The sequence below is a fragment of the Neisseria sp. RH3002v2g genome (assembly GCF_014596425.2).
Lineage (GTDB): Bacteria > Pseudomonadota > Gammaproteobacteria > Burkholderiales > Neisseriaceae > Neisseria.
On sequence record NZ_CP110721.1, the window covers coordinates 669,501 to 694,950 of the forward strand.

Genomic DNA, 25,450 nt, shown 5'->3' on the forward strand with positions numbered 1-25,450 from the left:
GTAAAGTCGTTCATGAAGGTCAAGGGAAGCATTGCCTTGAATTTATCCATGCTTGATAGCGTGAGGTTTTCGGTAATAGGTTTACTTGGATAAATTTTAGAAAATGGGGGGTATTTAAATAATGCCGTCTGAAAAATAAGCCCTGATTAAAACAAGTCATGGCTTTTTTCAGACGGCATTTGTTTCTGTATCTTGTGATTTCTATTAAAGCGCAGCATCCGAACGTTCGCCGGTACGGATGCGGATAGCTTCTTCAACTGGATAAATGAAGATTTTACCGTCCCCGATTTTGCCGGAATGTGCGGTTTCCAAAATGGCATCAACAGCCTGATCGACTTTGTCGTCAGCCAATACCAATTCGATTTTCACTTTGGGCAGGAAATCAACCGCGTATTCTGCACCGCGATAAATTTCCGTATGACCTTTTTGGCGGCCAAAGCCTTTGACTTCGCTGACGGTCATGCCGGTAATGCCGATTTCGGTCAAGACTTCGCGCACATCGTCGAGTTTAAAAGGTTTGATAATGGCTTCGATTTTTTTCATATTAAATCTCCTTATTTGAGAAAAGGCCGTCTGAAACATTCAGACGGCCTTTGTTCCATTAAGTTCGTTCAAACTTTATTTGAGTGAACTTATTTCTTTTTCTGAGCCGGCAGGTCGGTACATACACCCAATGCTACTTCCGCAGCCATACCGATGGATTCGCCCAAGGTTGGGTGTGGGTGGATGGTTTTGCCGATGTCGGTTGCATCGCAACCCATTTCGATGGCCAAGCAGACTTCGCCGATCATATCGCCGCCGTTAGGACCAACGATACCGCCGCCGATGATGCGGCCGGTTTCAGCATCAAAAATCAGCTTAGTGAAACCATTGTCGCAACCGTTGGCAATCGCACGACCGGAAGCTGCCCATGGGAAGTTGGCTTTGGTGATTTTGCGACCGGAGGCTTTGGCAGACAACTCGGTTTCGCCCACCCATGCCACTTCAGGAGAAGTGTAGGCAACGCCCGGAATAACGCGCGCGTCAAAGTAGGCTTTGTGGCCGGCACAGTTTTCAGCAGCAACGTGGCCTTCGTGAACGGCTTTGTGTGCCAACATCGGTTGACCGACGATGTCGCCGATAGCGTAGATGTGTGGCACGTTGGTGCGCATTTGTTTGTCCACTTCGATGAAGCCGCGGTCAGTTACGGCAACACCGGCTTTTTCGGCGCTGATGAGTTTGCCGTTAGGCGCACGACCGGCAGCCACCAATACGGCATCGTAACGTTGTGGCTCTTTAGGTGCATTTGCACCTTCGAAGGTAACGTAAACGCCGTCTTCTTTAGGTTCGACAGCAACGGTTTTGGTGTTGATCATGATGTTGTCAAAACGGTATTCGTTTTGTTTTTGCCATACTTTCACCAAGTCGCGGTCTGCGCCTTGCATCAGGCCGTCCATCATTTCAACAACATCCAGGCGAGAACCCAGAGTGCTGTAAACCGTACCCATTTCGAGACCGATAATACCGCCACCGATGATCAACAGTTTGCCCGGTACTTCTTTCAGAGCCAAAGCGCCGCTGGAATCGATGATGCGCGGATCTTCAGGAATGAAAGGCAGTTTGGTTACGCGGCTGCCTGCTGCAATGATACAGTTTTTGAAGGCAACGATTTTTTTCTCGCCGGTAGGAGTCGCTTGCTCGTACACGTCGCCGGTGGTCAGCGACACTTCCAAGTGGTGCGGATCTAAGAATTGGCCGTCGCCTTGGATAACGTCTACTTTACGGCCTTTGGCCATACCTGCCAAACCGGTGGTCAGACGGGAAACTACGCCGTCTTTGTAGGCACGAAGCATGTCGATGTCGAGTTCTGGCTCTGGGTATTTGATACCGTTGGCAGCCAAGTGACGTACTTCATCGATAACGGCAGCGTTGTGCAACAAGGCTTTAGAAGGGATACAGCCGACGTTCAAGCAAACGCCGCCCAAAGTTTTGTAACGCTCGACGATGGCAACTTTCAAGCCTTCATCGGCTGCGGCAAATGCAGCGGAATAACCGCCGGGGCCGCCACCCAATACGACTACGTCGTACTCGGCATCGGCAGAACCGCCAAATTGTGCAGCTTGAGGAGCAGGAGCAGCAGCTTTAGGGGCTTCTTGTGCAGGAGCAGCTGGTGCTTCGGCTTTAGGAGCGGCAGCCGCACCTTCGGCTTCAACGACTGCAATCAAGCCGCCTTCGGAGATTTTATCGCCGACTTTAACTTTAACTTCTTTAACGACACCCGCAACTTCGGCAGGTACGTCCATAGTCGCTTTATCGGTTTCCAAAGTAATCAGGGTATCGTCCACGGCAATGGTATCGCCTACATTTACTTCAACCGCAATAATATCTACATTTTCGTGACCGCCAATGTCGGGCACTTTTAATTCAACTAAGCTCATGTCTAATCTTTCTGAATGATGTTCGGACTTCTTTTTTTCAGACGGCCTGAGTAAAAAGGCCGTCTGAAAATGCTCGGATTACAGAGTAATGCGGCGGAAGTCTTTCAACAGGTTAGCCAGGAATACGGTAAAGCGCATACCGGCGGCACCGTCGATGACGCGGTGGTCGAAGGACAGGCTCAACGGACACATCAGGCGAGGAGCGAATTCTTTGCCGTTCCAAACCGGTTTGATTTGGGATTTGCACACGCCCAAGATAGCAACTTCAGGAGCATTCACGATTGGCGTGAAGCCTGTACCGCCGATACCGCCCAAGCTGGAAATGGTAAAGCATGCGCCTTGCATTTCTTGCGGTTTGAGCTTGCCTTCGCGGGCTTTTTTAGACAATTCGGTCAGCTCTTGGCTGATTTGTTTCAAGCCTTTTTGATCCACGTCTTTGATCACTGGAACAACCAAGCCGTTTGGTGTGTCGGCTGCGAAACCGATATTGAAGTAGTTTTTCAGCACCAGGTTGTCGCCATCCAGAGAAGCGTTGAACTCAGGGAAGGCTTTCAGCGCAGAAACAGAGGCTTTGATGATGAACGCTAACGGAGACAGTTTCACGCCTTCGCGTTCCCATTCTTTGTTCAGCTGTTTGCGGAATTCTTCCAATTCGGTCATGTCCGCTTCTTCGTGTACGGTAACGTGAGGAATCACAACCCAGTTGCGGGACAGGTTTTGACCGGAGATTTTCTTAATGCGAGACAACTCTTTAACTTCGACGCTGCCGAATTTAGAGAAGTCAACTTTAGGCCATGGCAACAAGTCCAGACCACCGCCCAAAGAGGCAGCGGCAGGTTTGCCAGCACCGCTTTGCATAACGGATTTAACGAAGGCTTTAACGTCTTCGCCCATGATACGGCCTTTCAGACCGGTACCTTTAACTTGACCCAAATCTACGCCCAATTCGCGTGCCAGTTTGCGTGCGGAAGGACCGGCATGAGCTTTGGCAAAAGCAGCTTCGTCGATTTTGGCAGCTGCAGGTGCAGAAGGTGCAGGTGCAGCGGCTGGTGCGGGAGCAGCAGGAGCCGGAGCAGCAGGAGCCGGAGCAGCGGCTGGTGCAGGTGCGGCAGCTTGAGCGGCAGGAGCAGGAGCAGCTGCGGCGGAACCGGCAGTTTCTACTTCGATAATGGCAGAACCTTCAGATACTTTGTCGCCAACTTTTACAAATACGGCTTTAACCACACCGGCTTCTGTACATGGTACGTCCATAGTGGCTTTGTCGGTTTCCAGAGTAATCAGAGTGTCGTCAACGGCAACAGTGTCGCCAACTTTGATTTCAACGGCAATAATGTCTACATCTGTATGACCGCCAATATCCGGTACAACGACTTTTACAGTTGCACCGCCTGCAGGGGCTGCGGCAGGAGCGGCAGCCGGAGCCGCAGGAGCTTCAGCTGCAGGAGCCGGAGCTGCATCGGCAGCGGCGGCACCGGTTTCAACGGTCAGAATTACACCGCCTTCGGAAATTTTATCACCGACTTTAACTTTCACTTCTTTTACTACACCTGCTGCATCGGCAGGTACGTCCATAGTGGCTTTGTCGGTTTCTAAAGTAATCAGGGTGTCGTCAACGGCAATGGTGTCGCCTGCTTTAACTTCTACAGCGATGATGTCGACGTTTTCATGACCGCCGATATCAGGGACTTTGATTTCTACGATACTCATTTGAGTTCCTTTAATATTTTCAGTTTGATGCCGTCTGAAAACTGTTTCATACGGCATCGGTACAGTTTGTCTGTTCAAACCATTCAAGCATTTGGTTTTCAGACGGCCTAATGTCGGCATGAAGCAAACAGGCCGTCTGAAACATCAATTAGCGTTTCCAGCTAGGAGCTGCATCGGCTTTGATGCCATATTTTTCAATGGCTTGTTGAACGGTTTCTTTGCTGACTTTGCCTTGTTCGGCCAAGGCGCTCAATGCAGCAACGGCAACGTTGTAGCGGTCAACTTCGAAGAAGCTACGCAGGTTGGCACGGCTGTCGGAGCGACCAAAGCCATCGGTACCCAAGACGTGGTAGTCGTTAGGGATGTAGGCGCGGATACGGTCAGCATAGCTGCGGATGTAGTCGGTAGCGGCAATAACCGGACCGTCATGACCTTGAAGTTGAGAAGTAACAAACGGTACTTTTGCAGTTTCCAATGGGTTCAGACGATTGAAGCGTTCCACTTCGATGGCATCGCGGTGCAGCTGGTTGAATGATGGGCAAGACCAGATGTCTGCTTCTACGCCGAAGTCGGCTTTCAACAATTCGGCACCAGCAATCACTTCTTGCAGGATGGTACCGGAACCCATCAATTGGACTTTTTTGTCGCCTTTGCCGCCGGCTTTCAGCAAGTACATACCTTTCAGGATGTCTTGCTCTACGCCTTCAGGCATGTCCGGATGGGTGTAGTTTTCATTCATCAGGGTGATGTAGTAGAACACGTCTTCGTGGTTAACATACATACGGCGCAAGCCATCGTGTACGATAACGGCTACTTCATATTGGAATGTCGGATCGTAAGTTACACAGTTTGGAATCAAGTCTGCTTGAATGTGGCTGTGGCCGTCTTCGTGTTGCAAACCTTCGCCATTCAGTGTTGTACGACCGGCAGTACCACCCAACAGGAAACCGCGTGCATGCATATCGCCTGCTGCCCATGCCAAGTCGCCAACGCGTTGGAAACCGAACATAGAGTAGTAGATGTAGAAAGGAATCATGGCAAAGTCGTTGTTTGCGTAGCTGGTCGCAGCAGCAATCCAGTCAGCCATGGCGCCTGGTTCGTTAATACCTTCTTGCAAGATTTGACCGTCAACAGACTCTTTATAGAACATCAGTTGGTCTTTGTCTTGCGGGGTATATTGTTGGCCTTTAGGGTTCCAAATACCGTATTGGCGGAACATACCTTCCATACCGAACGTACGGCTTTCATCAGGAACGATAGGCACCACGCGTTTGCCGATTTTTTTATCTTTCAGCAAAGTAGACAGGATGCGGACGAAAGCCATGGTGGTTGAGAATTCACGGTCGCCGCTGGATTTCAGTTGAGTCTCAAATGCTGACAGTTCAGGCACTTCCAGAACTTCTTGGGTAGGTTTGCGTTGAGGCAGGTAGCCACCCAAAGCTTCACGGCGTGCATGCAGGTATTTGTATTCTTCGCTGTCGGGAGCAAAAGTCAGGTAAGGCAGGTCGCCGCTGTCGATTTGCTCGTCGGTAACAGGAATGTCAAAGCGGTCACGGAATTGTTTCAGAGAAGCTTTGTCCATTTTTTTGGCTTGGTGGGCAACGTTTTGGCCTTCGCCGGATGCACCCATGCCGTAACCTTTAATGGTTTTAGCCAAAATGACAGTAGGTTTGCCGTCAGCGTGGTTCACTGCGCGGTCGTAAGCGTTGTACACTTTTTGAGGGTCGTGGCCGCCGCGGTTCAATGCCCAAATTTCATCATCGGTCATATCGGCAACCAATGCTTTCAGTTCAGGGGTATTGAAGAAGTGTTCACGGACGTATGCGCCGTCTTTGGATTTGTAAGTTTGGTAGTCACCGTCCAAGCATTCTTCCATGCGTTTGCGCAGAATGCCATCTTTGTCTTTTGCCAAGAGGCGGTCCCAACGACGACCCCAGATGACTTTCACAACATTCCAGCCGGCGCCGGCAAAGTTGCCTTCCAGCTCTTGAATGATTTTGCCGTTACCGCGTACTGGACCGTCCAAACGTTGCAGGTTACAGTTGATGACGAATACCAAGTTGTCCAAGCCTTCGCGTGAAGCCAGAGCAATAGCACCTTGGCTTTCAGGTTCGTCCATTTCGCCGTCACCGCAGAATACCCATACTTTACGGCCTTTGGTTTTAGCCAGGCCGCGAGATTCCAAGTATTTCAGGAAACGGGCTTGGTAAATCGCCATCAATGGGCCAAGACCCATAGATACGGTTGGGAATTGCCAGAAGTCAGGCAACAGGTGAGGGTGAGGATAGGAAGGCAGGCCATGACCGGCAACTTCTTGACGGAAGTTGTTCAATTGGTCTTCAGTCAGACGGCCTTCAACGAAAGCACGTGCATAAATGCCAGGAGCAGCATGACCTTGGAAGAATACCAAATCGCCTTCTTCGCCTTCGCCTTTGGCTTTCCAGAAGTGGTTGAAGCCGACTTCGTACATGGTCGCAGCAGATTGGAAAGATGCAATGTGTCCACCCAATTCCAAATCTTTTTTACCCGCGCGCAAAACGATAGCGGCAGCGTTCCAACGAACGAATGCACGGATGCGGTGTTCGATGTTTTGGTCGCCGGGGATGCCTTTTTCGTCTTCAACGGAAACAGTGTTCAAGTATGGAGTAGTGGTGCCGTGAGGCATACGGATGCCTTTGTCACGGCTGTATTTGACCAAACTTTCCAGCAGGTATTGGGCGCGCTCGCTGCCTTCATATTCTAAAACAGAGCTTAACGCGTCTAACCATTCTTTGGTTTCAATTGGGTCAACATCGTGTAATTGGGTGGACATAATATCTATCCTTGTGTTGAGTGTTTTTCAATGACGGAGTAGTACCCCGATATTTTCGTTTGTGAACAAATACGGCTTATAAACGAAAATTCCAAGAGTCAAATTCGAAAAAATTTTAATTATTTAAATATTTTCAATACGTTATATGAAGCAATGAAAATTCTGAAAAATTAAAATTTTTTGCAAACTGGCTAACCTGCAAATGCTATCAGTAATTGGGCAAACTGGCAAATCGCGCTGTTGATATTAATAGGAGGGTAGAGGTTGAATTGATGATTTTTTGAGAGTGCCCTTATGATGGTTTTTAAATTGAAATATTAAACAGACACGGTAAAAAAACTCTGTTGTTTTGATGAATAAATTCGAATACGAAAATTAATTTTCAAAATTTGTCTAAAATCGAAAATTAAATTTAAACTTTGAGTTTGGAAAAGAAAATTAGACTGTGTCATTTTTTACAAGCGAATGGGCCGTCTGAAGATTTTGGAAGAGGTTAAGAAAGAGTGAAATTCTAAGAGGACGATGATTGAGGAAGGGAAAATTAAAAAAAATGACACGCACAGGCTAGTTGAATAGCTGGGCATGTCATTTATTAGTAGTCTGAGAATTTCAGACGGCCTTTAAACTGCAGAGGATTTTTGAGCAAATTGCTTCCATTGAGCTAAAAGCTCTTTGAGAACATCTTGCTGCTCATGTCCATGTTGGATGGCTTCTTGCAGCCAAAAACATGCGTTATTGATGTCTTTCTCTACACCTAGGCCGTGGTAATACAGACAGGCAAGATTATATTGAGCCATTGTATCCCTTTGTTTGGCTGCCGCTTCAAACCATTTCGCCGCTTGGGCATAATCGACAGGTACGCCTTGTCCGCTGTAATACATCATGCCAAGATTGGTTTGTGATTTGCTGTGTCCTCGTTCTGCAGACTGAAGGTATAGCTCCAGTGCTTCGGCATAATTTTGTTGGCGTTTTAAACCATAGTGAGCCGCAAATGCCAGTTTGTATAGGCGCTCGGCCTCTTGGCGTTGGAGGGCGATTTCTTTGGTCAGCTCGTAGTTTTGCTGGTTATTCAACGCGCTGTCAGATAGAAGTTTTTGGTAAGCAACAAGATTGCCTAAGTCGGCTGCGCGTTGATAATACTGACGGGCTGTGTCTGCATCAACTGCTCGTCCCAATCCGTAGCGATGGATATCTCCCAAAAGGCGCAAGCCTTCCGGGTCATTTTGATCCGCAGCAAACTTGGCGTGTTGATAGGCCTTTTGAGGGTCTCGCTCGGTGTTTTTTCCCAAAAGATAGATTTCGGCAAGCGCTACATGCGCATTGCTGTCTCCTTGTTCTGCCGCTTTTTCAAACCATTCTAATGCCTCGGCAGGATTTGATGCCGCCAAGAGTTCTGCAAGAGAAGTTTGCGCCGGAACAATGTCGTAATGGGCGGCAATGCGTAAATGTTCGATTGCTTTTTCAGGATTTTGTGCGACACCTTGCCCCAATTTATATTGAAGACCAAGTTGCCAGTGTGCTGCAATAAATCCCTGTGCGGCAGATTGCTGGTAGAGTTTATGGGAATATTCTAAATCGGGGGTGCTTGAGTATTGGTAGTGTTGGGCTAAGAAATATTGCGCCTGAGGGTTTTGTTGCTCGGCAGCTTTCAATGCCCATTTGACTGCTTGCTGTTCATTGCCGCTATCCGCATATAAACGCATCAGGCGCAGCTGGGCCGGGACCAAGCCTTCTTCGGCAAGCTCTTGATAGGCTGAAATAAGCGTTTCTACTTCTGCGCCGTTATTTTCTTGTAATTGGAGAAGATTGTAGCGGGCATAGGGATGACCGGCTCTTGCCGCTTGTTTTAAATATTCAACTGCAATTGCCAAATCTTGTTCGTTTTCGTGGTTTTCAAACAGGCATCCTGCCAGCTGAAATGCAGCCTCAATATGTCCTGCCTCTGCGGCCTCGCAGAGCAATGGAATAGCTTGCGCAAAGTCAGGCGGGTCTTGAGTAATTAATTTTTTTGCCAGAAGAAAAGATTCTTCATATTGTTGAGCATTCATCGTTTTTTATATTTATGAAGGATTCAAGGATAAAATAATCGGCCGACAGGGTGCGGCCGTTATGATTTTGTAATTTTGGGGTTATTTACAAAAACAGGCAACCGTATTTGTATTTTTATACTTAGAATGATGGAATAAATTGTTTTATGCTGCATAAATACAACAGAAGATGGAATAAAGTGGGTTGAGAAAATACTTCTGCTGTTTGTTCAGTTCGAATTACTCTTCGTCCGGTTTTTTACGCCATAAAACAAGTAATTTACCAATGTGTTGAACCAGTTGGGCACCCAGTGTCTCACACAAGGCATTGCAAATTTCAATACGTTCGGCACGGTCATCGCCAAAAACGCGGACTTTAATCAATTCGTGTGCTGTCAATGCGGCGTCGGTTTCTTTAATGACAGAGTCAGTCAAACCTTGTTGGCCAACCATAACAACGGGATGGAGGTGGTGTGCTTGGGCTTTCAAGGCCAAAATTTCTTTGGTGCTTAGTTTGTTGTCGCTCATTTTGGTAAGTATCCAATTAAAAAGAATAATGGCTATATTGTACGCGATTTAGAACATTTACGGGGGAAATAACGTACAATACTGGTTTTTAACTTAAGCATTTCAAACCAAGATGGCTGTACGCTCAAAATCTTCAAAAGCATGGCTGCATGAGCATGTCAACGATCATTATGTCCATATGGCACAAAAGGATGGATATCGTGCCCGGGCGGCTTATAAATTATTGGAAATCAATCAGAAAGATAAATTGATCAAGCCGGGTACGGTCTTGGCGGATTTGGGTAGTGCGCCGGGTAGTTGGTCGCAGGTGGCGGCTAAGCTGGTCGGTAAAACAGGGGCGGTATTTGCTTTGGATATTTTACCGATGGATGCTATTGAAGGCGTGTCGTTTATTCAGGGAGACTTTAGGGAAGATGCTGTTTTGGAGCAGTTTGAAGCCTTATTGGATAATCGCCCGTTAGACCTTGTAATCTGTGATATGGCACCCAATATGTCAGGCAATGCCGTAACAGACCAGGCACGCAGTTTTTACCTGTGTGAACTGGCTTTGGATTTTGCCTCGCAGCATTTGAAACCCGGAGGCAGTTTTTTGGTGAAGGTGTTTCAAGGCGCGGGCTATCAGAAATATACGGCGGCAATGCGCGAAATTTTTGCCAGTGTGCAAACTCGAAAGCCGGATGCTTCCCGCAATCGTTCCAGTGAGATTTACCTATTAGGCAAAAATAAACGCTGACAATGTAGGGTGGGTGCTTTAAAATTCTTTCCCTTGATTTTATTTATTTTGTAACCATGGAGCCTGTTCAGTGGGGAATACCATTAAAAACATATTAGTCTGGGTAGTGGGTGGTGCTATGCTTTTAGCAGCATTCAATGCACTCAGCGATAAGCAGGAAGATAAACAGCAAATCGAATATTCTCAATTTATTCAGCAAGTTAATAGTGGCGAAGTATCCAATGTCAATATCGAAGGATCTGTTGTCAGCGGCTATCTGATTAAAGGTGAGCGCACCGATAAAACTGCCTTCTATACCAATGCGCCTTTGGATGACAACTTGGTTAAAACACTGTTGGACAACAAAGTACGCGTCAAAGTAACTCCGGAAGAAAAACCAAGCATGCTGGCCAGTCTGTTTTACAGCCTGCTGCCTGTTTTGTTGTTGATTGGTGCATGGTTCTACTTCATGCGCATGCAAAGCGGCGGTGGCGGTAAAGGCGGTGCCTTCTCTTTTGGTAAAAGCCGTGCGCGTTTGTTGGATAAAGATTCCAATAAAGTGACTTTTGCCGATGTTGCCGGTTGTGATGAGGCAAAAGAAGAAGTACAAGAAATCGTAGATTATTTGAAAGCCCCCAATCGCTATCAAAGCTTAGGCGGTCGTGTGCCACGCGGTATTTTGTTGGCAGGCAGCCCCGGTACGGGTAAAACATTACTGGCCAAAGCGATTGCCGGTGAGGCAGGTGTACCATTCTTCAGTATTTCAGGTTCTGATTTTGTAGAAATGTTTGTCGGTGTCGGTGCGAGCCGTGTCCGCGATATGTTCGAGCAGGCCAAGAAAAACGCGCCATGTATTATCTTTATCGATGAAATTGATGCGGTCGGCCGTCAACGCGGTGCCGGTTTGGGTGGTGGTAATGATGAGCGTGAGCAAACATTGAACCAATTGTTGGTTGAAATGGATGGTTTTGAAAGCAACCAAACCGTTATTGTGATCGCAGCAACCAACCGTCCTGATGTACTTGACCCTGCGTTGCAGCGTCCGGGCCGTTTTGACCGTCAAGTCGTTGTTCCATTGCCTGATATCCGTGGCCGTGAGCAAATCTTGAAAGTACACGCTAAAAAAGTACCTTTGGATGCATCCGTAGATTTGACTTCTTTAGCACGCGGTACACCTGGTTTTTCAGGTGCGGATTTGGCAAACTTGGTCAATGAAGCAGCTTTGTTTGCCGGCCGTCGTAATAAAGTTAAGGTCGATCAAAGTGACTTTGAAGATGCGAAAGACAAAATCTACATGGGTCCGGAACGTCGTAGCATGGTAATGCACGAAGATGAAAAACGTGCGACAGCCTATCATGAGGCTGGCCATGCAATCGTAGCGGAAAGCTTGCCGTTTACCGATCCGGTTCACAAGGTAACCATTATGCCGCGCGGCCGTGCCTTAGGTTTGACTTGGCAACTGCCTGAGCGTGACCGCATCAGTATGTACAAAGACCAAATGCTGAGCCAGCTCTCAATCTTGTTTGGTGGTCGTATTGCTGAAGATATTTTTGTCGGTCGTATTTCTACCGGCGCATCTAACGACTTTGAGCGTGCAACTCAAATGGCACGCGAGATGGTAACGCGTTATGGTATGAGCGACAAAATGGGTGTGATGGTTTATGCTGAGAACGAAGGTGAAGTATTCTTGGGTCGCAGCGTAACTCGTTCTCAAAATATTTCCGAGAAAACCCAACAAGATATCGATGCGGAAATCCGCCGTATTTTGGATGAGCAATATCAAGTCGCTTACAAAATCTTGGATGAAAATCGCGATAAGATGGAAACCATGTGCAAAGCGCTGATGGATTGGGAAACCATCGATCGAGACCAAGTTTTGGAAATTATGGCCGGTAAACAACCTAGCCCGCCTAAAGATTACAGCCACAATGTCCGTGATGACAAAGTAGAAGAGCCTGAAGCGCCTGTTGCTGAAGCTGCTGGACCTGTTGAGCAAAATGAGGTTCAAAATACTGAGTCAGTAGAAGCAGACAAAACAGATAAATCTGTATAAGGTTTGAAACAGAAAACGGTAGCTTTTAAGCTACCGTTTTTATTTTGAAGATAAGCTAAAGGCCGTCTGAAAATTTTCAGACGGCCTGATTTTATTTGGTTAATTACAAAACAGCCAAAGCTGCTTCGTAGTCAGGTTCATTCGCAATTTCAGAAACCAGCTCAGCGTGGAGAACTTGGTTTTGCTCGTTCAAAACCACAACTGCGCGGGCAGTCAGGCCGCGTAATGGGCTTTCTGTCAGTGTAACACCGTAATCGTTAGAAAAGCTGCTGCGGAATGTAGAAAGTGTCACTACATTTTCCAAACCTTCTGCGCCGCAGAAACGGGCTTGTGCAAACGGTAAATCGGCAGAAATGCACAAGACGACGGTATTTTCTAACGAAGAGGCACGTTTGTTGAAAGTACGGACGGACTGGGCACATACGCCGGTGTCAATGCTAGGGAAAATATTCAGCACTTTGCGTTTGCCTGCAAAGTCAGCCAATGATTTCTCAGATAGGTCTGCTGCTACCAATGTGAAATCAGGTGCAACTTGGCCGATGGCAGGCAAATTGCCGTTTGTGGAAATAGGAGAGCCTTGGAAAGTAACTTGAGCCATGATTCAGTCCTTGTGTCAGGGGAAAATAGGGTGGGCAGGGTTTTAGTAATGACGGCGGCGGAAATAGAACATGCCTTCGCTGTCAATTTCCAAAATATAGCGGCCGTTTTGGACGGCGGCATAACCGCTTTTGCCTTCGGTATAAGGCTGTAAAGCAGCGTGTGAAATCAGATAGTCGGTCAGTTTGCCGCCGTCTTGGGCAATATTGTCCACCATTTTTGCAAAGGCAGTGTGGCAGACGCCGTTGGCTGACCATCCGGCTGAAACGCCTTTTTCATTTTTTTCCATGCATTGGCCGCTGATGACTTCTAAGTCGTTAGGGTGCTTGCCAATCAGATTGATAACGCCGCCCTCTATGCCGTTAATCGGATAGGTGCGTTGTTTTTTACCTTCTTTAGTTTCGCCTTCTTGAGCTGTACCTAAATCCAAACCGGCTATGGCTTGTTCATCGATGTATTTGACTTTGAAGGTAGGTTTAGGCGCTTTGCCTGAAGCAGCATCATTGGCGGCAGTATCTTCAGACTTGCCGCCGCAGGCAGCCAATGAAAGGCTGAGCAAGATAAGAGGAAAGGTTTTTTTCATATGAGAAACCCTAGAAAAATGATTATATTTCAAATAATAAACGATATTATGGCCGTCTGAAATTTTCAGACGGCCTTACTATTATTATTTCAACGGACGAATACCTACTGCATCGCGGACTTTATCCAATAATTCGCGTGCTTCTTTACGCGCTTTTTGTGCGCCGGCCTGCAAAATATCTTCAATTTGAGAGGGTTTTGCTGTCAATTCATTATAACGCTCGCGCGGTTCTGCAAGTTCGGCATTGATTTTTGCGCCCAAGAGTTTTTTGGCTTCGCCCCAAGCAAGGCCTTCGGCCAGCATTTGTGTGAACTCGGCAGTTTCAGACGGCGTGGAAAAGGCTTTGTAGATTTCAAACAGAGGACTTTCATCAGGCTGTTTTGGTTCACCGGGCTCTTTCATGTTGGTGATAATTTTGTTAACCGATTTTTGGGTTTTCTTGTCGTTTTCCCAAAGCGGAATGGTGTTGCCGTAGGATTTGGACATTTTACGTCCGTCCAGGCCGACCAAAAGTTCGACATTTTCATCGATTTTTACTTCGGGCAGGGTAAAGAGCTCTTGGAAGCGGTGGTTGAAGCGTCCGGCAATATCGCGCGCCATTTCGACGTGCTGGATTTGGTCGCGACCGACAGGTACTTCATGGGCATTGAACATAAGGATGTCGGCAGTCATGAGGATAGGGTAGCTGTACAGGCCCATTTCCACGCCGTGATCCGGATCTTCCTGACCGTTTTCGGTATTTGCCTGTACTGCGGCTTTGTAAGCGTGGGCGCGGTTCATCAGACCCTTTGCAGTAATACAGGTCAGAATCCAGTTCAATTCCATGACTTCGGGAATATCGCTTTGACGGTAGAAAGTGGTCTGTTCCGGATTGAGTCCGCAGGCGAGCCATGTGGCGGCAACAGCTTGAGTAGATTGATGAATCATTTCCGGCTCATGACATTTGATGATGCCGTGATAGTCGGCCAAAAAGAGGAATGATTCGGTATTGGCATCCTGCGCCGCACGGATAGCCGGGCGGATGGCGCCGACGTAGTTGCCCAAGTGCGGAATACCTGTTGTGGTAACGCCTGTTAAAACTCGTTTTTTACTCATGAAAGTATCCTTCGGCACAAAGGCCGTCTGAAAATTAATATGTTGCCGATTATACCTGATTCTTCTTGATTTTTCAGACGGCCTTTTACGTATGGAGCAAATGGAAAAGAAAAGTTATACACATAAAATCATAAAAATTAATCATTGTAAAACAATAATATAAATTAAATTTACTATTTAATGAAAAAATAACTCTTGAGTTATCCACATTTGCGCCTATATAGGCTTCAGCGGAAATATATTTGTAGAGGAACGTAAAATGAGATTTGATAAATTGACTGCTAAATTTCAGCAAGCTCTGCAAGAAGGTCAAAGCCTGGCTTTGGCTGCGGACAGCAGCTATCTCGAGGCAGGCTTTATCTTAAAAGCATTGCTTGATGATCAAAACAGCGGAGCTGCTGCGTTACTGGCCCATGCGGGCGTGAATGTGCCGCAGGTGAAACAGCATTTGCAGCAACATTTGAGCAGCTTGCCAAAAGTTTCCGGTCAAGGTGGCGATATTATGCCCAGCCGTGAGCTGCAAGCTGTATTGAACTTGATGGACAAGGCTGCAACCAAACGTGGCGATGCCTATATTGCCAGCGAACTTTTCCTGCTTGCTTTGGTGCAGCAGAATGACGCTACCGGCAAAATCTTGAAAGATGCCGGTGCAACCGAACAAAACATCAATGCCGCAATTGACGCGGTACGAGGAGGACAAAACGTGAATGATGCCAATGCTGAAGACCAACGCGATGCGCTGAAAAAATATACGCTCGACCTGACGCAACGCGCCCGTGACGGTAAACTTGACCCCGTTATCGGCCGCGACGACGAAATCCGCCGTGCGATTCAGGTGCTGCAACGCCGTACCAAAAACAACCCTGTGCTGATTGGTGAGCCTGGTGTGGGTAAAACCGCTATTGTTGAAGGCTTGGCGCAACGTATCGTCAACGGCGAAGTGCCCGAATCCCTGCGCAACAAACGCCTGCTGGTTTTGGATTTGGCGGCATTGATTGCCGGTGCGAAATACCGCGGCGAATTTGAAGAACGCCTGAAAGGCGTGTTGAACGATTTGGCGAAAGACGACGGCAACACCCTGATTTTCATCGACGAAATCCATACTTTGGTCGGCGCAGGTAAAACCGACGGCGCGATGGATGCGGGTAATATGTTGAAACCGGCTTTGGCGCGCGGCGAACTGCACTGCATCGGCGCGACCACTTTGGACGAATACCGCCAATACATCGAAAAAGACGCAGCACTTGAACGCCGCTTCCAAAAAGTATTGGTCGGCGAGCCAAGTGTGGAAGATACCATCGCCATCTTGCGCGGTTTGCAGGAACGCTATGAAATCCACCACGGCATCGACATCACCGACCCTGCTATCGTTGCCGCAGCGGAGTTGAGCGACCGCTACATCACTGACCGCTTCCTGCCCGATAAAGCGATTGATTTGATTGATGAAGCTGCCAGTCGCATCAAAATGGAGCTGGACAGCAAACCCGAGCAGATGGACAAACTTGACCGCCGCATCATTCAGCTCAAAATGGAAAAAATGCACGTTGCCAAAGAGAGCGACGACGCCAGCAAAAAACGTTTGGAACTGATAGACGAGGAAATCGACGGTCTGCAAAAAGAATACGCCGATCTGGACGAAATCTGGAAAGCCGAAAAAGCCGCATCTTCCAGCACCGCCGACATCAAGAAACAGATGGACGACATCAAAGTCAAAATCGAGCAGGCCAAACGCCAAGGCGATTTTGCCCGCGCGTCCGAACTCGAATACGGCGAGTTGCCGAAATTAGGCGCACAGTTGCAGGCGGCGGAAAGCAATCCTGAGGGCAAAAAACAAAACAAACTCTTCCGTACCGAAGTTGGTGCGGACGAAGTAGCCGAAATCGTATCGCGCATGACCGGCATCCCTGTGTCCAAAATGATGGAAGGCGAACGCGACAAGCTGTTGAAAATGGAAGAAGTATTGCACCGCCGTGTGGTTGGTCAAGACGAAGCTGTGCGCGCCGTGTCCGATGCCATCCGCCGCAGCCGCTCCGGCCTTGCCGATCCGAACAAGCCTTATGGCAGCTTCCTGTTCCTAGGCCCGACCGGCGTGGGTAAAACAGAGTTGTGCAAAGCCTTGGCAGGCTTCCTATTCGACAGCGAAGACCACCTCATCCGCATCGACATGTCCGAATACATGGAAAAACATGCCGTTGCACGCCTCATCGGTGCGCCTCCGGGCTATGTCGGCTACGAAGAAGGCGGTTACCTGACCGAACAAGTCCGCCGCAAACCGTACAGCGTGATTCTTTTGGACGAAGTGGAAAAAGCCCATCCAGACGTGTTCAACATCTTGCTGCAAGTTTTGGATGACGGCCGTTTGACCGACGGACAAGGTCGTACAGTGGACTTTAAAAATACTGTTATCGTCATGACTTCCAACATCGGTAGCCAACATATCCAACAAATGGGTACTCAAGACTACGAAGCAGTAAAAGAAGTCGTGATGGAGGATGTGAAAGAACATTTCCGTCCTGAAATGATCAACCGTATTGACGAAGTCGTCGTGTTCCACGGTTTGGATCAGGCCAATATCCGCAGCATTGCGAAGATCCAGCTTAAAGGTTTGGAAAAACGTTTGGAAGCGCAACATCTGCATCTGAAAGTCGATGATGCTGCCTTGGATCTGATTGCCAAAGCCGGTTTCGACCCTGTGTATGGTGCCCGTCCGCTCAAACGCGCCATCCAGTCGGAAATCGAAAACCCGCTGGCAAAAGCCTTGCTTGAAGGCAAATATGCGCCCGATAGTACAATCCATGTTAAAGAAGAGGGTGGTAAACTCTTGTTTGCATAGGATTAAATTAATGTAGTATTTTGTTGTAACAGGCCGTCTGAAAGAATTCAGACGGCCTTTCTTGATTATTGATTCATATTATATAATTGTTATGTAATTTGATTATTCTTTGAATTTTAGGGAAATTGATCAAATTCCTATGCCTTAGTTTGATAAAGAATGCGCTATAATCCGACTTGTTTACCAAGGTTCTTGCTAAATACCTAATTTAATGTAATAATACTACAATGCAAAAACTGACTAATCAAAATCTTCACATTATTTTGTCGGAACGCTTAAACGATACCGACTTTGTTCTTATCCTCAATGCCTTAATCAAATTTTTGCGCCGGGGAGGCAAAAAGAAGGCCTCCGAACGTTTTGATTTGATTTTATCTACGTTAAAACAAGACGATGCTTTATGCCGTCAATTCAGCATGCGCTTTTATACTTGGCTGTCTAAAGTTCACATTTATCCTGCGCTGATTAAACTGGGTATTTTCTCGCGCCATAGTTTTACCCGAGAAATGGGCATACGGATTTATGAGCGGTTCAGTCCGTCTTATAAAGATTTTTCCAACTTACGCGAAGTATTTTTGTATCTTTTTCATTCTGAAAACGATGATAAATGGTTGCAAACACTGAGTTTGCGACAATGGCTGGGTATGTATGAATTGTTGTTGGCTAAGGCGGATCCCGCTTTGCTTCAGACGGCCAGCCGACAATTGACAGATGCACGTTTGCGTGCGGTAGAAATGTTGTCCATCTGGATTGCTTCCGAAGCGATTGAGCCGGATTTAATACGGATTGCCCCCCGTTTGTTGGAAGCGGATTCTGCATTTGTCGCTTTACAGCGCGAAGTTGCGAAGATGGTTGAACACTATCGCCATAGTGAAGAAACTTATGACACGGCGCACTTGGAGGTTATGTTTGACCAGTGTGAAAAGCAAATTGACTATTTGCGCCGTCGTGGCACCGGAGCAGGGTCTGGTTCGTCAGTAAAAGTTGCCCATTTGCTCGAACGCCTGCAACAAACCATAGACCGCCTGAAATTATTGACCAATATTCAAATCGAAACCAGCCGCACCCGCTTAACTGTCAATCTGATGAATGCGATGATTTATGCGGCGGTGGAGCAATACAGCACCAGCCACTTGCGTAAAAGCAGTATCCGAATGCTGGCACGCAGTATTACGGAAAACAAAAGTCATCATGGCGAGCATTACATTACGCGCAACCGTAGCGAATATTTCAAAATGTTTTATTCCGCAGCAGGCGGCGGCGTAATTATTGCTTTGATGGCATTGAATAAAATCCATATTGCATCTTTGGGGTTCGGCGAATTTACTACTGCATTCTTAGCCGGGCTGAATTATGGTTTGGGCTTTATGCTGATTCATATGCTGCATTGCACTGTTGCAACCAAGCAGCCTGCCATGACGGCGGCAAGCTTTGCCGAACAGGTGGATTCGAATGAAGGCAGCAAAGCAGTGGATAATAAATTGGCTAAACTGCTGATTGACGTGTGCCGTTCGCAAAGTGTCGCCGTGTTTGGCAATGTATCGATTGCGGTATTGTTGGCGGCAGGGATTGCTTTGGGCTATGCCCATACGCATGGTCAGCCCTTGCTGAATGAGGCAGTTACGGCCTATCAGTTCAAATCCATTGAGATTTTTACCCAACCGACCTTATGGTACGCTGCTATTGCCGGCGTATGGTTGTTTTGTTCGGGTATTATTGCCGGTTTCTTTGATAACCGTTCCGATTATCTGAACCTGCGTCAGCGCCTGCCGTTTAATCCGTTGTTACGAAAAATCATGCCTCCGGAGCCGCGCCGTCGGTTGGCCGCTTATATTCATAAGCATTATGGTTCGCTTATGGGTAATTTTATTTTCGGTATGCTTTTAGGCATGACCGGCTATTTTGGCCATCTTTTCGGCTTGCCGCTGGATATTCGACATGTGGCGTTTTCTTCGGCAAACTTAGGTTATGCCGCGATCAGCGGCCATGCAGATGTATTCACGTTTATACTCGGCTTGGCAAGCGTATTGGCAATCGGTATGGTAAATTTAGTGGTCAGCTTTTCTTTGGCTTTGGCTGTTGCGCTCCGTTCCCGCGGTACGCGTTTGGGCAGTATACGCAATCTGCTGAAAAGCTTTTGGAACCAAGTAAAAGCCAACCCTTTGATTTTGCTGTATCCGGTTCAAGTGAATAATAAAGACAATACGAAGTAGGATTGAAGAAAGGCCGTCTGAATATATACGTTCAGACGGCCTTTGATTTAAACCGATAAAGATTAGGCTTGTAGAGATTCGCGGTTTTCCAAAACTTGGTCAATCAAACCGTATTCTTTGGCTTCATCGGCAGACATATAATTGTCGCGGTCGGTATCGCGTTCCAAGTCGGCTAAATCACGATCACAATGTTTGGCAAGCAAGCGGTTCAGTTTCTCTTTGATTTTCAGCAGCTCTTTAGCGTGAATTTCAATATCGGAAGCCTGACCGGCCAAGCCGCCGCTGATGAGCGGTTGGTGAATCATGATGCGGCTGTTTGGCAGGGCAAAGCGTTTGCCTTTTTCACCGGCAGACAACAAGAATGCGCCCATGCTTGCCGCTTGGCCCAAGCATAAGGTAGAAACATGAGGCTTGATGAAGTTCATGGTGTCATAAATCGACATCCCGGCAGTAACCGAACCACCCGGTGAGTTGATATAGAAGAAGATGTCTTTATCTGGATTTTCACTTTCCAAAAACAGCAGTTGCGCGACAACCAGATTGGCAGATTCGTCTGTTACCGGGCCGACCAAGAAAACGATGCGCTCTTTCAAAAGGCGTGAGTAGATGTCGAATGCGCGCTCGCCGCGACCGCTTTGTTCGATAACGGTAGGGACAAGGTAGTTATTGAAATCGAAGGACATTTTTGTCTCCTGTTAATGATGGAAAAGCACCAAAGCCATTTAAAGCGCTTCGGTGCTTTTGATTGTCTGTTTCAGACGGCCTTAGAGCAATTAAGCTTGTGCGCCCATTACTTCGTCAAAAGAAAGCGCTTTTTCAGTAACTTTGGCTTTGCTCAGAACGAAATCAACAACGTTGCTTTCTACGGCCAAAGAAGTCGGGCCTTGCAGGCGGGAAGGCTCTGCATAGTACCAGTCGATAACTTCTTGAGGATCTTCGTAGCTTTCTGCGAAGTTGGCAACAATGGCTTTGATTTGGTCTTCAGTTGGCTCAAGTTTATTTTCTTCAACCAATTTAGCCAAAATCAGACCCAAAGCAACGCGGCGTTCTGCTTGTTCTTTGAACATATCCAAAGGCAGATCCAAGTTGGCAGCGTCAGCCATACCTTGGTTAACGAAGTTTTGTTTCATTTCGTTTGCCAGGCGGGCCGCTTCTTCGTTGACCAAAGCAACAGGAACTTGCAAGTCAGTCGCTTTGAGCAGGGCGTTCATAACGGATTCTTTGGTTTGTTCACCGATGCGGCGCTCAACTTCGCGGCCGACGTTTTTCTTCACTTCTTCACGCATTTTGGCAACGTCGCCGTCTTCAATGCCCAGAGCTTTGGCAAAGTCAGCGTCAACTTCAGGCAAAGTAGCTTCAGAAACGTTGTTCAGGGTGATGGTGAATACGGCAGATTTACCAGCAACATCTTTACCGTGGTAATCTTCAGGGAAGTTTACGGTAACGTCTTTGCTTTCGCCGGCTTTCATGCCGACAACACCGGCTTCGAATTCAGGCAACATTTGACCTGCACCCAATACGAAAGCGTAGTTTTTAGACGAGCCGCCGGCGAAAGGTTCGCCGTCGATTTTGCCTTCGAAGTCGATGATGACGCGGTCGCCGTTTTGGGCTTCGCGGTCAACATGGTTGAAACGGGTGCGTTGTTTGCGCAGGATTTCTACGGTTTGGTCAACTTCGGCATCGCCAACGGTTGCAGTTACTTTTTCTACTTCTTGGGCAGACAGGTCGCCGATGGTTACTTCGGGGAAGACTTCAAAAATAGCGGCAACTTTGAAAGACTCTTGATCGTCTTGTTCTTCAACGGCTTCAAAGCGTGGGTAACCGGCAACTTTCAATTCTTGAGCAACGGCAACATCGTAGAATTCGCGTTGTACCAATTCGTTGATAACGTCGTTTTGTGCGCTTGCGCCGTACATTTGGGCAATCATTTTGAACGGTGCTTTACCCGGACGGAAGCCGTCAATTTTTGCGCGGCGTTGGGTTTGTTTCAGTTTTTTCTCAGTTTCTGCGTTGATTTTGGACCAAGGCAGAGACAATACTACTTTGCGTTCCAGATTTTCTAAAGTTTCAACAGTTACGCTCATCGTAAGCCCTTAAATTTGTTGTGTTAAACGGTTATCCTTCTGCTTAATCCCCCGAAGGATTCCGGGAATATGCATAAGGTCAAAATTTAGCTGCTTAGTATAACACAATGTTTCACGAATAACATAAAAAGGCCGTCTGAAAAGTGGGAAATTCTTTTCAGACGGCCTTTTTGCTTTGACATTGTTTTTAAAGCTGGTCTTTTTGCGCCAGAATCCGTCGGCTGCCGTTGACATCTGCCGGAGAAAGTACGCCGGCATTTTCAAGCGCATCTACCAAATTGGCGGCGCGGTTGTAGCCGATGCGCAATTGGCGTTGTAGGGAGGAGATGGAAGTCTTCCTGCTTTCCAATACGAAGGCAACGGCTTGGTCAAACAGTTCATCGCTATTGGCGTTCGGATTGACAATATTGGTGGTTTCGATGGCCGCTTCACCGCTGAGCAAGCCTTCCACATAATTGGTCGGCGCTTGTTCTTTAATGAAATTGACGACTTGATGCACTTCATCATCGGAAACAAACGCACCTTGTAGGCGTGTCGGTTCTGCGCTGCCCGGTTGCAGGAACAATGAGTCGCCGTATTTGAGTAATTCGTCTGCACCCATTTGGTCAAGAATGGTGCGGCTGTCGATTTTGCTTTGTACGGTAAAGGCCATGCGTGTCGGGATGTTGGCTTTAATCAAACCGGTAACCACATCAACGCTTGGGCGTTGGGTGGCGACAATCATGTGGATGCCTGCCGCACGCGCTTTTTGGGCAAGGCGTGCGATTTGCTGCTCGACGGATTTGCGTTCGGTCATCATCAAGTCTGCCAACTCGTCGATGACGACCACAATCAACGGCAGTTTTTCCAGAGGTTCGGGATCATCGGGATTCAGGCTGAACGGATTGAGTAATGGCTTGCCTGCTGCTTTGGCCTGCTCAATTTTTTGGTTGAAGCCGTCTAGATTGCGCACGCCGGCGTGTGAGAGCAGGCGATAGCGTTTTTCCATTTCGGCAACACACCAGTTTAACGCTTGTCCTGCCTCGCGCATATCGGTTACAACCGGGCAGAGCAGGTGCGGAATGCCGTCGTAAATGCTCAATTCCAGCATTTTCGGGTCAATCATGATGAATCGGACTTCGTCGGGCGTGGCTTTGAAGAGCATGGACATAATCATGCCGTTTACGCCGACAGATTTACCCGATCCGGTCATACCTGCGACCAAAAGATGCGGCATTTTTGCCAAGTCGCCGACAACGGGAGTGCCTGCAATATCTTTACCCAAGGCAACGGTCAGTTTGGACTTGGCGTCGGTAAATACGGGCGAAGAGAGGATCTCGCTCAACATCACGTCTTGGCGTTTCTCATTGGGCAATTCAATCCCCATGGTGTTTTTACCGGCAATGGTCTCAACAATGCGTACGGCTTGCAGGGACATCGAGCGCGCCAAATCTTTGGATAACGCGACAATTTGGCTGCCTTTGACACCTTGTGCCGGTTCGATTTCGTAGCGGGTAATCACAGGGCCGGAAGTGGCGGAAACAACCTGTACACCGATGCCGAATTCAGCCAGTTTAGTTTCAATCAATTCTGCAGTCTGTTGTAATTCATCCGGATTGACGGCAACCGGTTCTTCAGACGGCATACGCAACAGGTTCATATTGGGTTTGTGGTATTCGCCGTTGTTTTTAGGCTCGGTATCGTCAAACAGGGAAGTTTGGATTTTAGGAGGCGGTGCAACGGACACAGCAACGGTTTTACGGTTGCTGCTGCTGCCTGCCAACGGAGCCACCGGAGTAGCGGTAATGGTTTTGGCTTCTTTAACCATGCGGCGCGTATTTTGGGTTTCCAAAGCTTCGGCGCTGACATCTTCTTTTTTATTTTGATATTGCGACAATTTTTTCATCAAGCTGTCAAACAGGCCGCCCACATGGCTGCCGGATTTGGCCATGACTTCCAACCATGACACCTGAGCCAACAGGGAAATGGACAACAGCAACATCACCAGCATAATCAACAGGCTGCCTGATTTGCCCAACAGCCAAGCCAAGCCTGAACCCGCAAGTAAGCCGACCAAGCCGCCGGCACCAACGGGAAGGGATTCGCTCAATGCGTTGTCAAACAGGAAATGTTCGATAATCGGGCTGCACACCAGCAGGAGGAATAATGCCAAAGCGGCTACGCCGTGATTGTAGGGCTTATGGTTTTCCTGCTTTTTCATGGGGCGGAAGTTTTTGTAGAGGAAAACGCAAGAGGCGACAATCCACCACCAAAATGACAGGCCGAACAAATAATACCCGACATCGGAAAGATAGGAACCAAAAAGGCCGCCGAGGTTGGCAACATCATGGCTTTTGGGAACGCTGCGCGACCATGCAGGGTCGTCCATGCTGAAACTGGCCAGGGAAATGGCCAGATAAATGGTGATAACCAAACCAAACAGCCATAAAGCATCATTAATCAAGTTGACGACATGTTCGGGGCGCGCTTTTTTTTCTTCGTTTTTTTGCAGCTCTTTGGCGGCTTTCAGGCGCTGGGAGACTTTATTGTCGGCTTGAGTTTGTGTTTTAGCGGATTTGCGTGTGGTTGGTTTGGCAGCCGGTTTGGTGGAAGCACGTTTTTTTGTTTGGGTTTTAGAAGATTTTGCAGTCATGAGATAAAGGCCGTCTGAAAAGACCGGAGGTAATGTGCGTAAAGGGCAAATTATACCGTATTTACCAGACGCGAGAAATTGAAACGGGCGTAATCATTATGGGATTCAGGCCGTCTGTATGGTGTGACGAAAATTTTGGATTTCGTTTCCACCTGTTCAGACGGCCTGATGTTTTGATTGATTTGAACTTACATTCTGCCCAGTTCGCGTTGGAGGGCTTGAATGTTTTTCTCCCTATCCAAAACCGCACCTTGCAGCGTACTGATGGCCTGTTGATTGACGCTGCCGCCTTTGGCTGTCCGCGCTTGGCTCAGTTGCTTTTTGGCATCGGCCAAAGCCGCGCGTTCATTCGATAACTCGGTTTCCAAAATAGAGCGGCGGCTGTTGACGCCGGAGGATTTGGGAACCGGAGGAGGAGCCGCTTCAGAAGCGGTGCGGACAGGAGCAGGTTTGGGTGTTGCTTTGTGGTTGGATTTTGCCGCTGTGTTTTTGCTTTTTGCCGGAGCCGTTTGTGATGTCGGCGCGTTGAGTGTAGGCGCATCGCTGATCGGGGCATCGTATCGGCTGCTGCTGTATTTGCCGACAATCGGCAAATCGTTGACGGCTTGGCAGTTGCCGCTTGGGCGTGAGGTATAGACAATCGAGCCGTTGACTTCACAGGTGTAGATTTTTGCAGCATGGGCTTGGTTGTTGAAAACGGCAAGCGGCAGCAAGGATAGGGTAAGCAGATATTTTTTCATGATTCAGGTAGGGCTGATTCGTTGCATTTGAGCATTTTATTCTTGTTCAGACGGCATGGGCTGCTGTTTTTTGGCTTTTGCACTGTTTTTGTTTTTGCTCGGTTTGTCGGCTTTTTTCTCTTGTTTATCGGATTTTTCCGTGCGCTTATTTTTCTTGGGTTTTGCATTGACGCGTTCATCAGAGGCATTGAGGCTGCGGATGTTAAGATGATAACCGCTGCCTTGATGGCCGCTGATTTTAGGCAATTGGGCCTGTGCGCAAGAGGAGTTGGGTTCGGAGGTATAGCTGCCGTTGCCGCAGGAATAAACTGCGGCGGCTGCGTGAAGAGAAATGCCCAAGACGAAAGAGGATACGAGGAAGTATCCGGCTTGTTTGATAATTGAAGTCATGTTTTTCCGTATTGTGTTTTATTTCAG

17 protein-coding genes and 2 pseudogenes are annotated in these 25,450 nt (G+C 47.8%); 4 read left to right on the top strand and 15 right to left on the bottom strand.

Translation table 11 applies throughout. The annotated features are described in order from the left end of the window. Positions 1–204 precede the first annotated feature (204 nt). The 6 genes from BBP27_RS03290 to yhbY all read right to left on the bottom strand — a co-directional run bounded on the left by BBP27_RS03290 (position 205) and on the right by yhbY (position 9,491). Positions 205–543 (bottom strand): P-II family nitrogen regulator, encoded by a 339-nt coding sequence (locus tag BBP27_RS03290; RefSeq protein WP_003746874.1) that lies wholly within the window; start codon positions 541–543, stop codon positions 205–207. An 89-nt stretch (positions 544–632) separates the two neighbouring features. After that, a complete protein-coding gene (gene lpdA / locus BBP27_RS03295) occupies positions 633–2,417 on the bottom strand; it encodes a dihydrolipoyl dehydrogenase (RefSeq protein WP_003746873.1) in 1,785 nt (594 codons plus the stop codon). 78 nt (positions 2,418–2,495) lie between these two features. Next, a complete protein-coding gene (aceF, locus tag BBP27_RS03300) occupies positions 2,496–4,124 on the bottom strand; it encodes a dihydrolipoyllysine-residue acetyltransferase (RefSeq protein WP_188211691.1) in 1,629 nt (542 codons plus the stop codon). Between the two features lie 148 nt (positions 4,125–4,272). Continuing rightward, a complete protein-coding gene (gene aceE / locus BBP27_RS03305) occupies positions 4,273–6,936 on the bottom strand; it encodes a pyruvate dehydrogenase (acetyl-transferring), homodimeric type (protein WP_188211692.1) in 2,664 nt (887 codons plus the stop codon). 620 nt (positions 6,937–7,556) lie between these two features. Beyond that, positions 7,557–8,984: a tetratricopeptide repeat protein gene (locus tag BBP27_RS03310; RefSeq protein ID WP_188211693.1), complete on the bottom strand. Its 1,428-nt coding sequence runs from the start codon at positions 8,982–8,984 to the stop codon at positions 7,557–7,559. Positions 8,985–9,203: 219 nt separating this feature from the next. Further along, on the bottom strand, positions 9,204–9,491 hold the full coding sequence (yhbY, locus tag BBP27_RS03315) for a ribosome assembly RNA-binding protein YhbY (RefSeq protein ID WP_049323205.1): 288 nt from the start codon (positions 9,489–9,491) through the stop codon (positions 9,204–9,206). Positions 9,492–9,603: 112 nt separating this feature from the next. On the opposite strand from yhbY, the gene BBP27_RS03320 reads away from it, so the two are divergent. Both BBP27_RS03320 and ftsH read left to right on the top strand, forming a co-directional pair. Next, positions 9,604–10,224, top strand: coding sequence for an RlmE family RNA methyltransferase (locus BBP27_RS03320; RefSeq protein WP_188211694.1), 621 nt, complete (start codon positions 9,604–9,606; stop codon positions 10,222–10,224). A 70-nt stretch (positions 10,225–10,294) separates the two neighbouring features. Next, positions 10,295–12,256, top strand: coding sequence for an ATP-dependent zinc metalloprotease FtsH (gene ftsH, locus BBP27_RS03325; protein WP_188211695.1), 1,962 nt, complete (start codon positions 10,295–10,297; stop codon positions 12,254–12,256). Positions 12,257–12,359: 103 nt separating this feature from the next. Here ftsH and tpx read toward each other — a convergent pair whose 3' ends face one another. From tpx to trpS, 3 genes are all read right to left on the bottom strand, one after another. After that, positions 12,360–12,854, bottom strand: coding sequence for a thiol peroxidase (tpx, locus tag BBP27_RS03330; protein ID WP_070631083.1), 495 nt, complete (start codon positions 12,852–12,854; stop codon positions 12,360–12,362). A 42-nt stretch (positions 12,855–12,896) separates the two neighbouring features. Next, a complete protein-coding gene (locus tag BBP27_RS03335) occupies positions 12,897–13,436 on the bottom strand; it encodes a hypothetical protein (RefSeq protein WP_188211696.1) in 540 nt (179 codons plus the stop codon). Positions 13,437–13,520: 84 nt separating this feature from the next. Then, complete coding sequence (gene trpS / locus BBP27_RS03340) at positions 13,521–14,531, bottom strand: tryptophan--tRNA ligase (protein WP_003746855.1); 1,011 nt, start codon at positions 14,529–14,531, stop codon at positions 13,521–13,523. Between the two features lie 259 nt (positions 14,532–14,790). Between trpS and clpB the strand changes: the two genes are divergently transcribed. Beyond that, a complete protein-coding gene (gene clpB, locus BBP27_RS03345) occupies positions 14,791–17,364 on the top strand; it encodes an ATP-dependent chaperone ClpB (protein WP_188211697.1) in 2,574 nt (857 codons plus the stop codon). A gap of 227 nt (positions 17,365–17,591) precedes the next feature. Then, a complete protein-coding gene (locus tag BBP27_RS03350) occupies positions 17,592–19,577 on the top strand; it encodes a site-specific recombinase (protein WP_188211698.1) in 1,986 nt (661 codons plus the stop codon). Positions 19,578–19,639: 62 nt separating this feature from the next. On the opposite strand, the gene clpP is transcribed toward BBP27_RS03350, so the two are convergent. From clpP to BBP27_RS03375, 6 genes and pseudogenes are all read right to left on the bottom strand, one after another. After that, the gene (gene clpP, locus BBP27_RS03355; RefSeq protein WP_049349799.1) at positions 19,640–20,260 is read right to left on the bottom strand and encodes an ATP-dependent Clp endopeptidase proteolytic subunit ClpP; all 621 of its coding nucleotides are present in this window, start codon (positions 20,258–20,260) and stop codon (positions 19,640–19,642) included. A 90-nt stretch (positions 20,261–20,350) separates the two neighbouring features. Further along, positions 20,351–21,661, bottom strand: coding sequence for a trigger factor (gene tig / locus BBP27_RS03360; RefSeq protein ID WP_188211699.1), 1,311 nt, complete (start codon positions 21,659–21,661; stop codon positions 20,351–20,353). Between the two features lie 187 nt (positions 21,662–21,848). Further along, a pseudogene (locus tag BBP27_RS03365) lies at positions 21,849–23,489 on the bottom strand (DNA translocase FtsK); the annotation flags it as partial. 101 nt (positions 23,490–23,590) lie between these two features. Then, positions 23,591–24,293 (bottom strand): annotated as a pseudogene (locus BBP27_RS10635) (DNA translocase FtsK 4TM domain-containing protein); the annotation flags it as partial. 188 nt (positions 24,294–24,481) lie between these two features. After that, positions 24,482–25,033 (bottom strand): hypothetical protein, encoded by a 552-nt coding sequence (locus BBP27_RS03370; protein WP_107810470.1) that lies wholly within the window; start codon positions 25,031–25,033, stop codon positions 24,482–24,484. A gap of 36 nt (positions 25,034–25,069) precedes the next feature. Then, the gene (locus BBP27_RS03375) at positions 25,070–25,423 is read right to left on the bottom strand and encodes a nucleolar protein (protein ID WP_188211701.1); all 354 of its coding nucleotides are present in this window, start codon (positions 25,421–25,423) and stop codon (positions 25,070–25,072) included. Between the last annotated feature and the right edge of the window lie 27 nt (positions 25,424–25,450).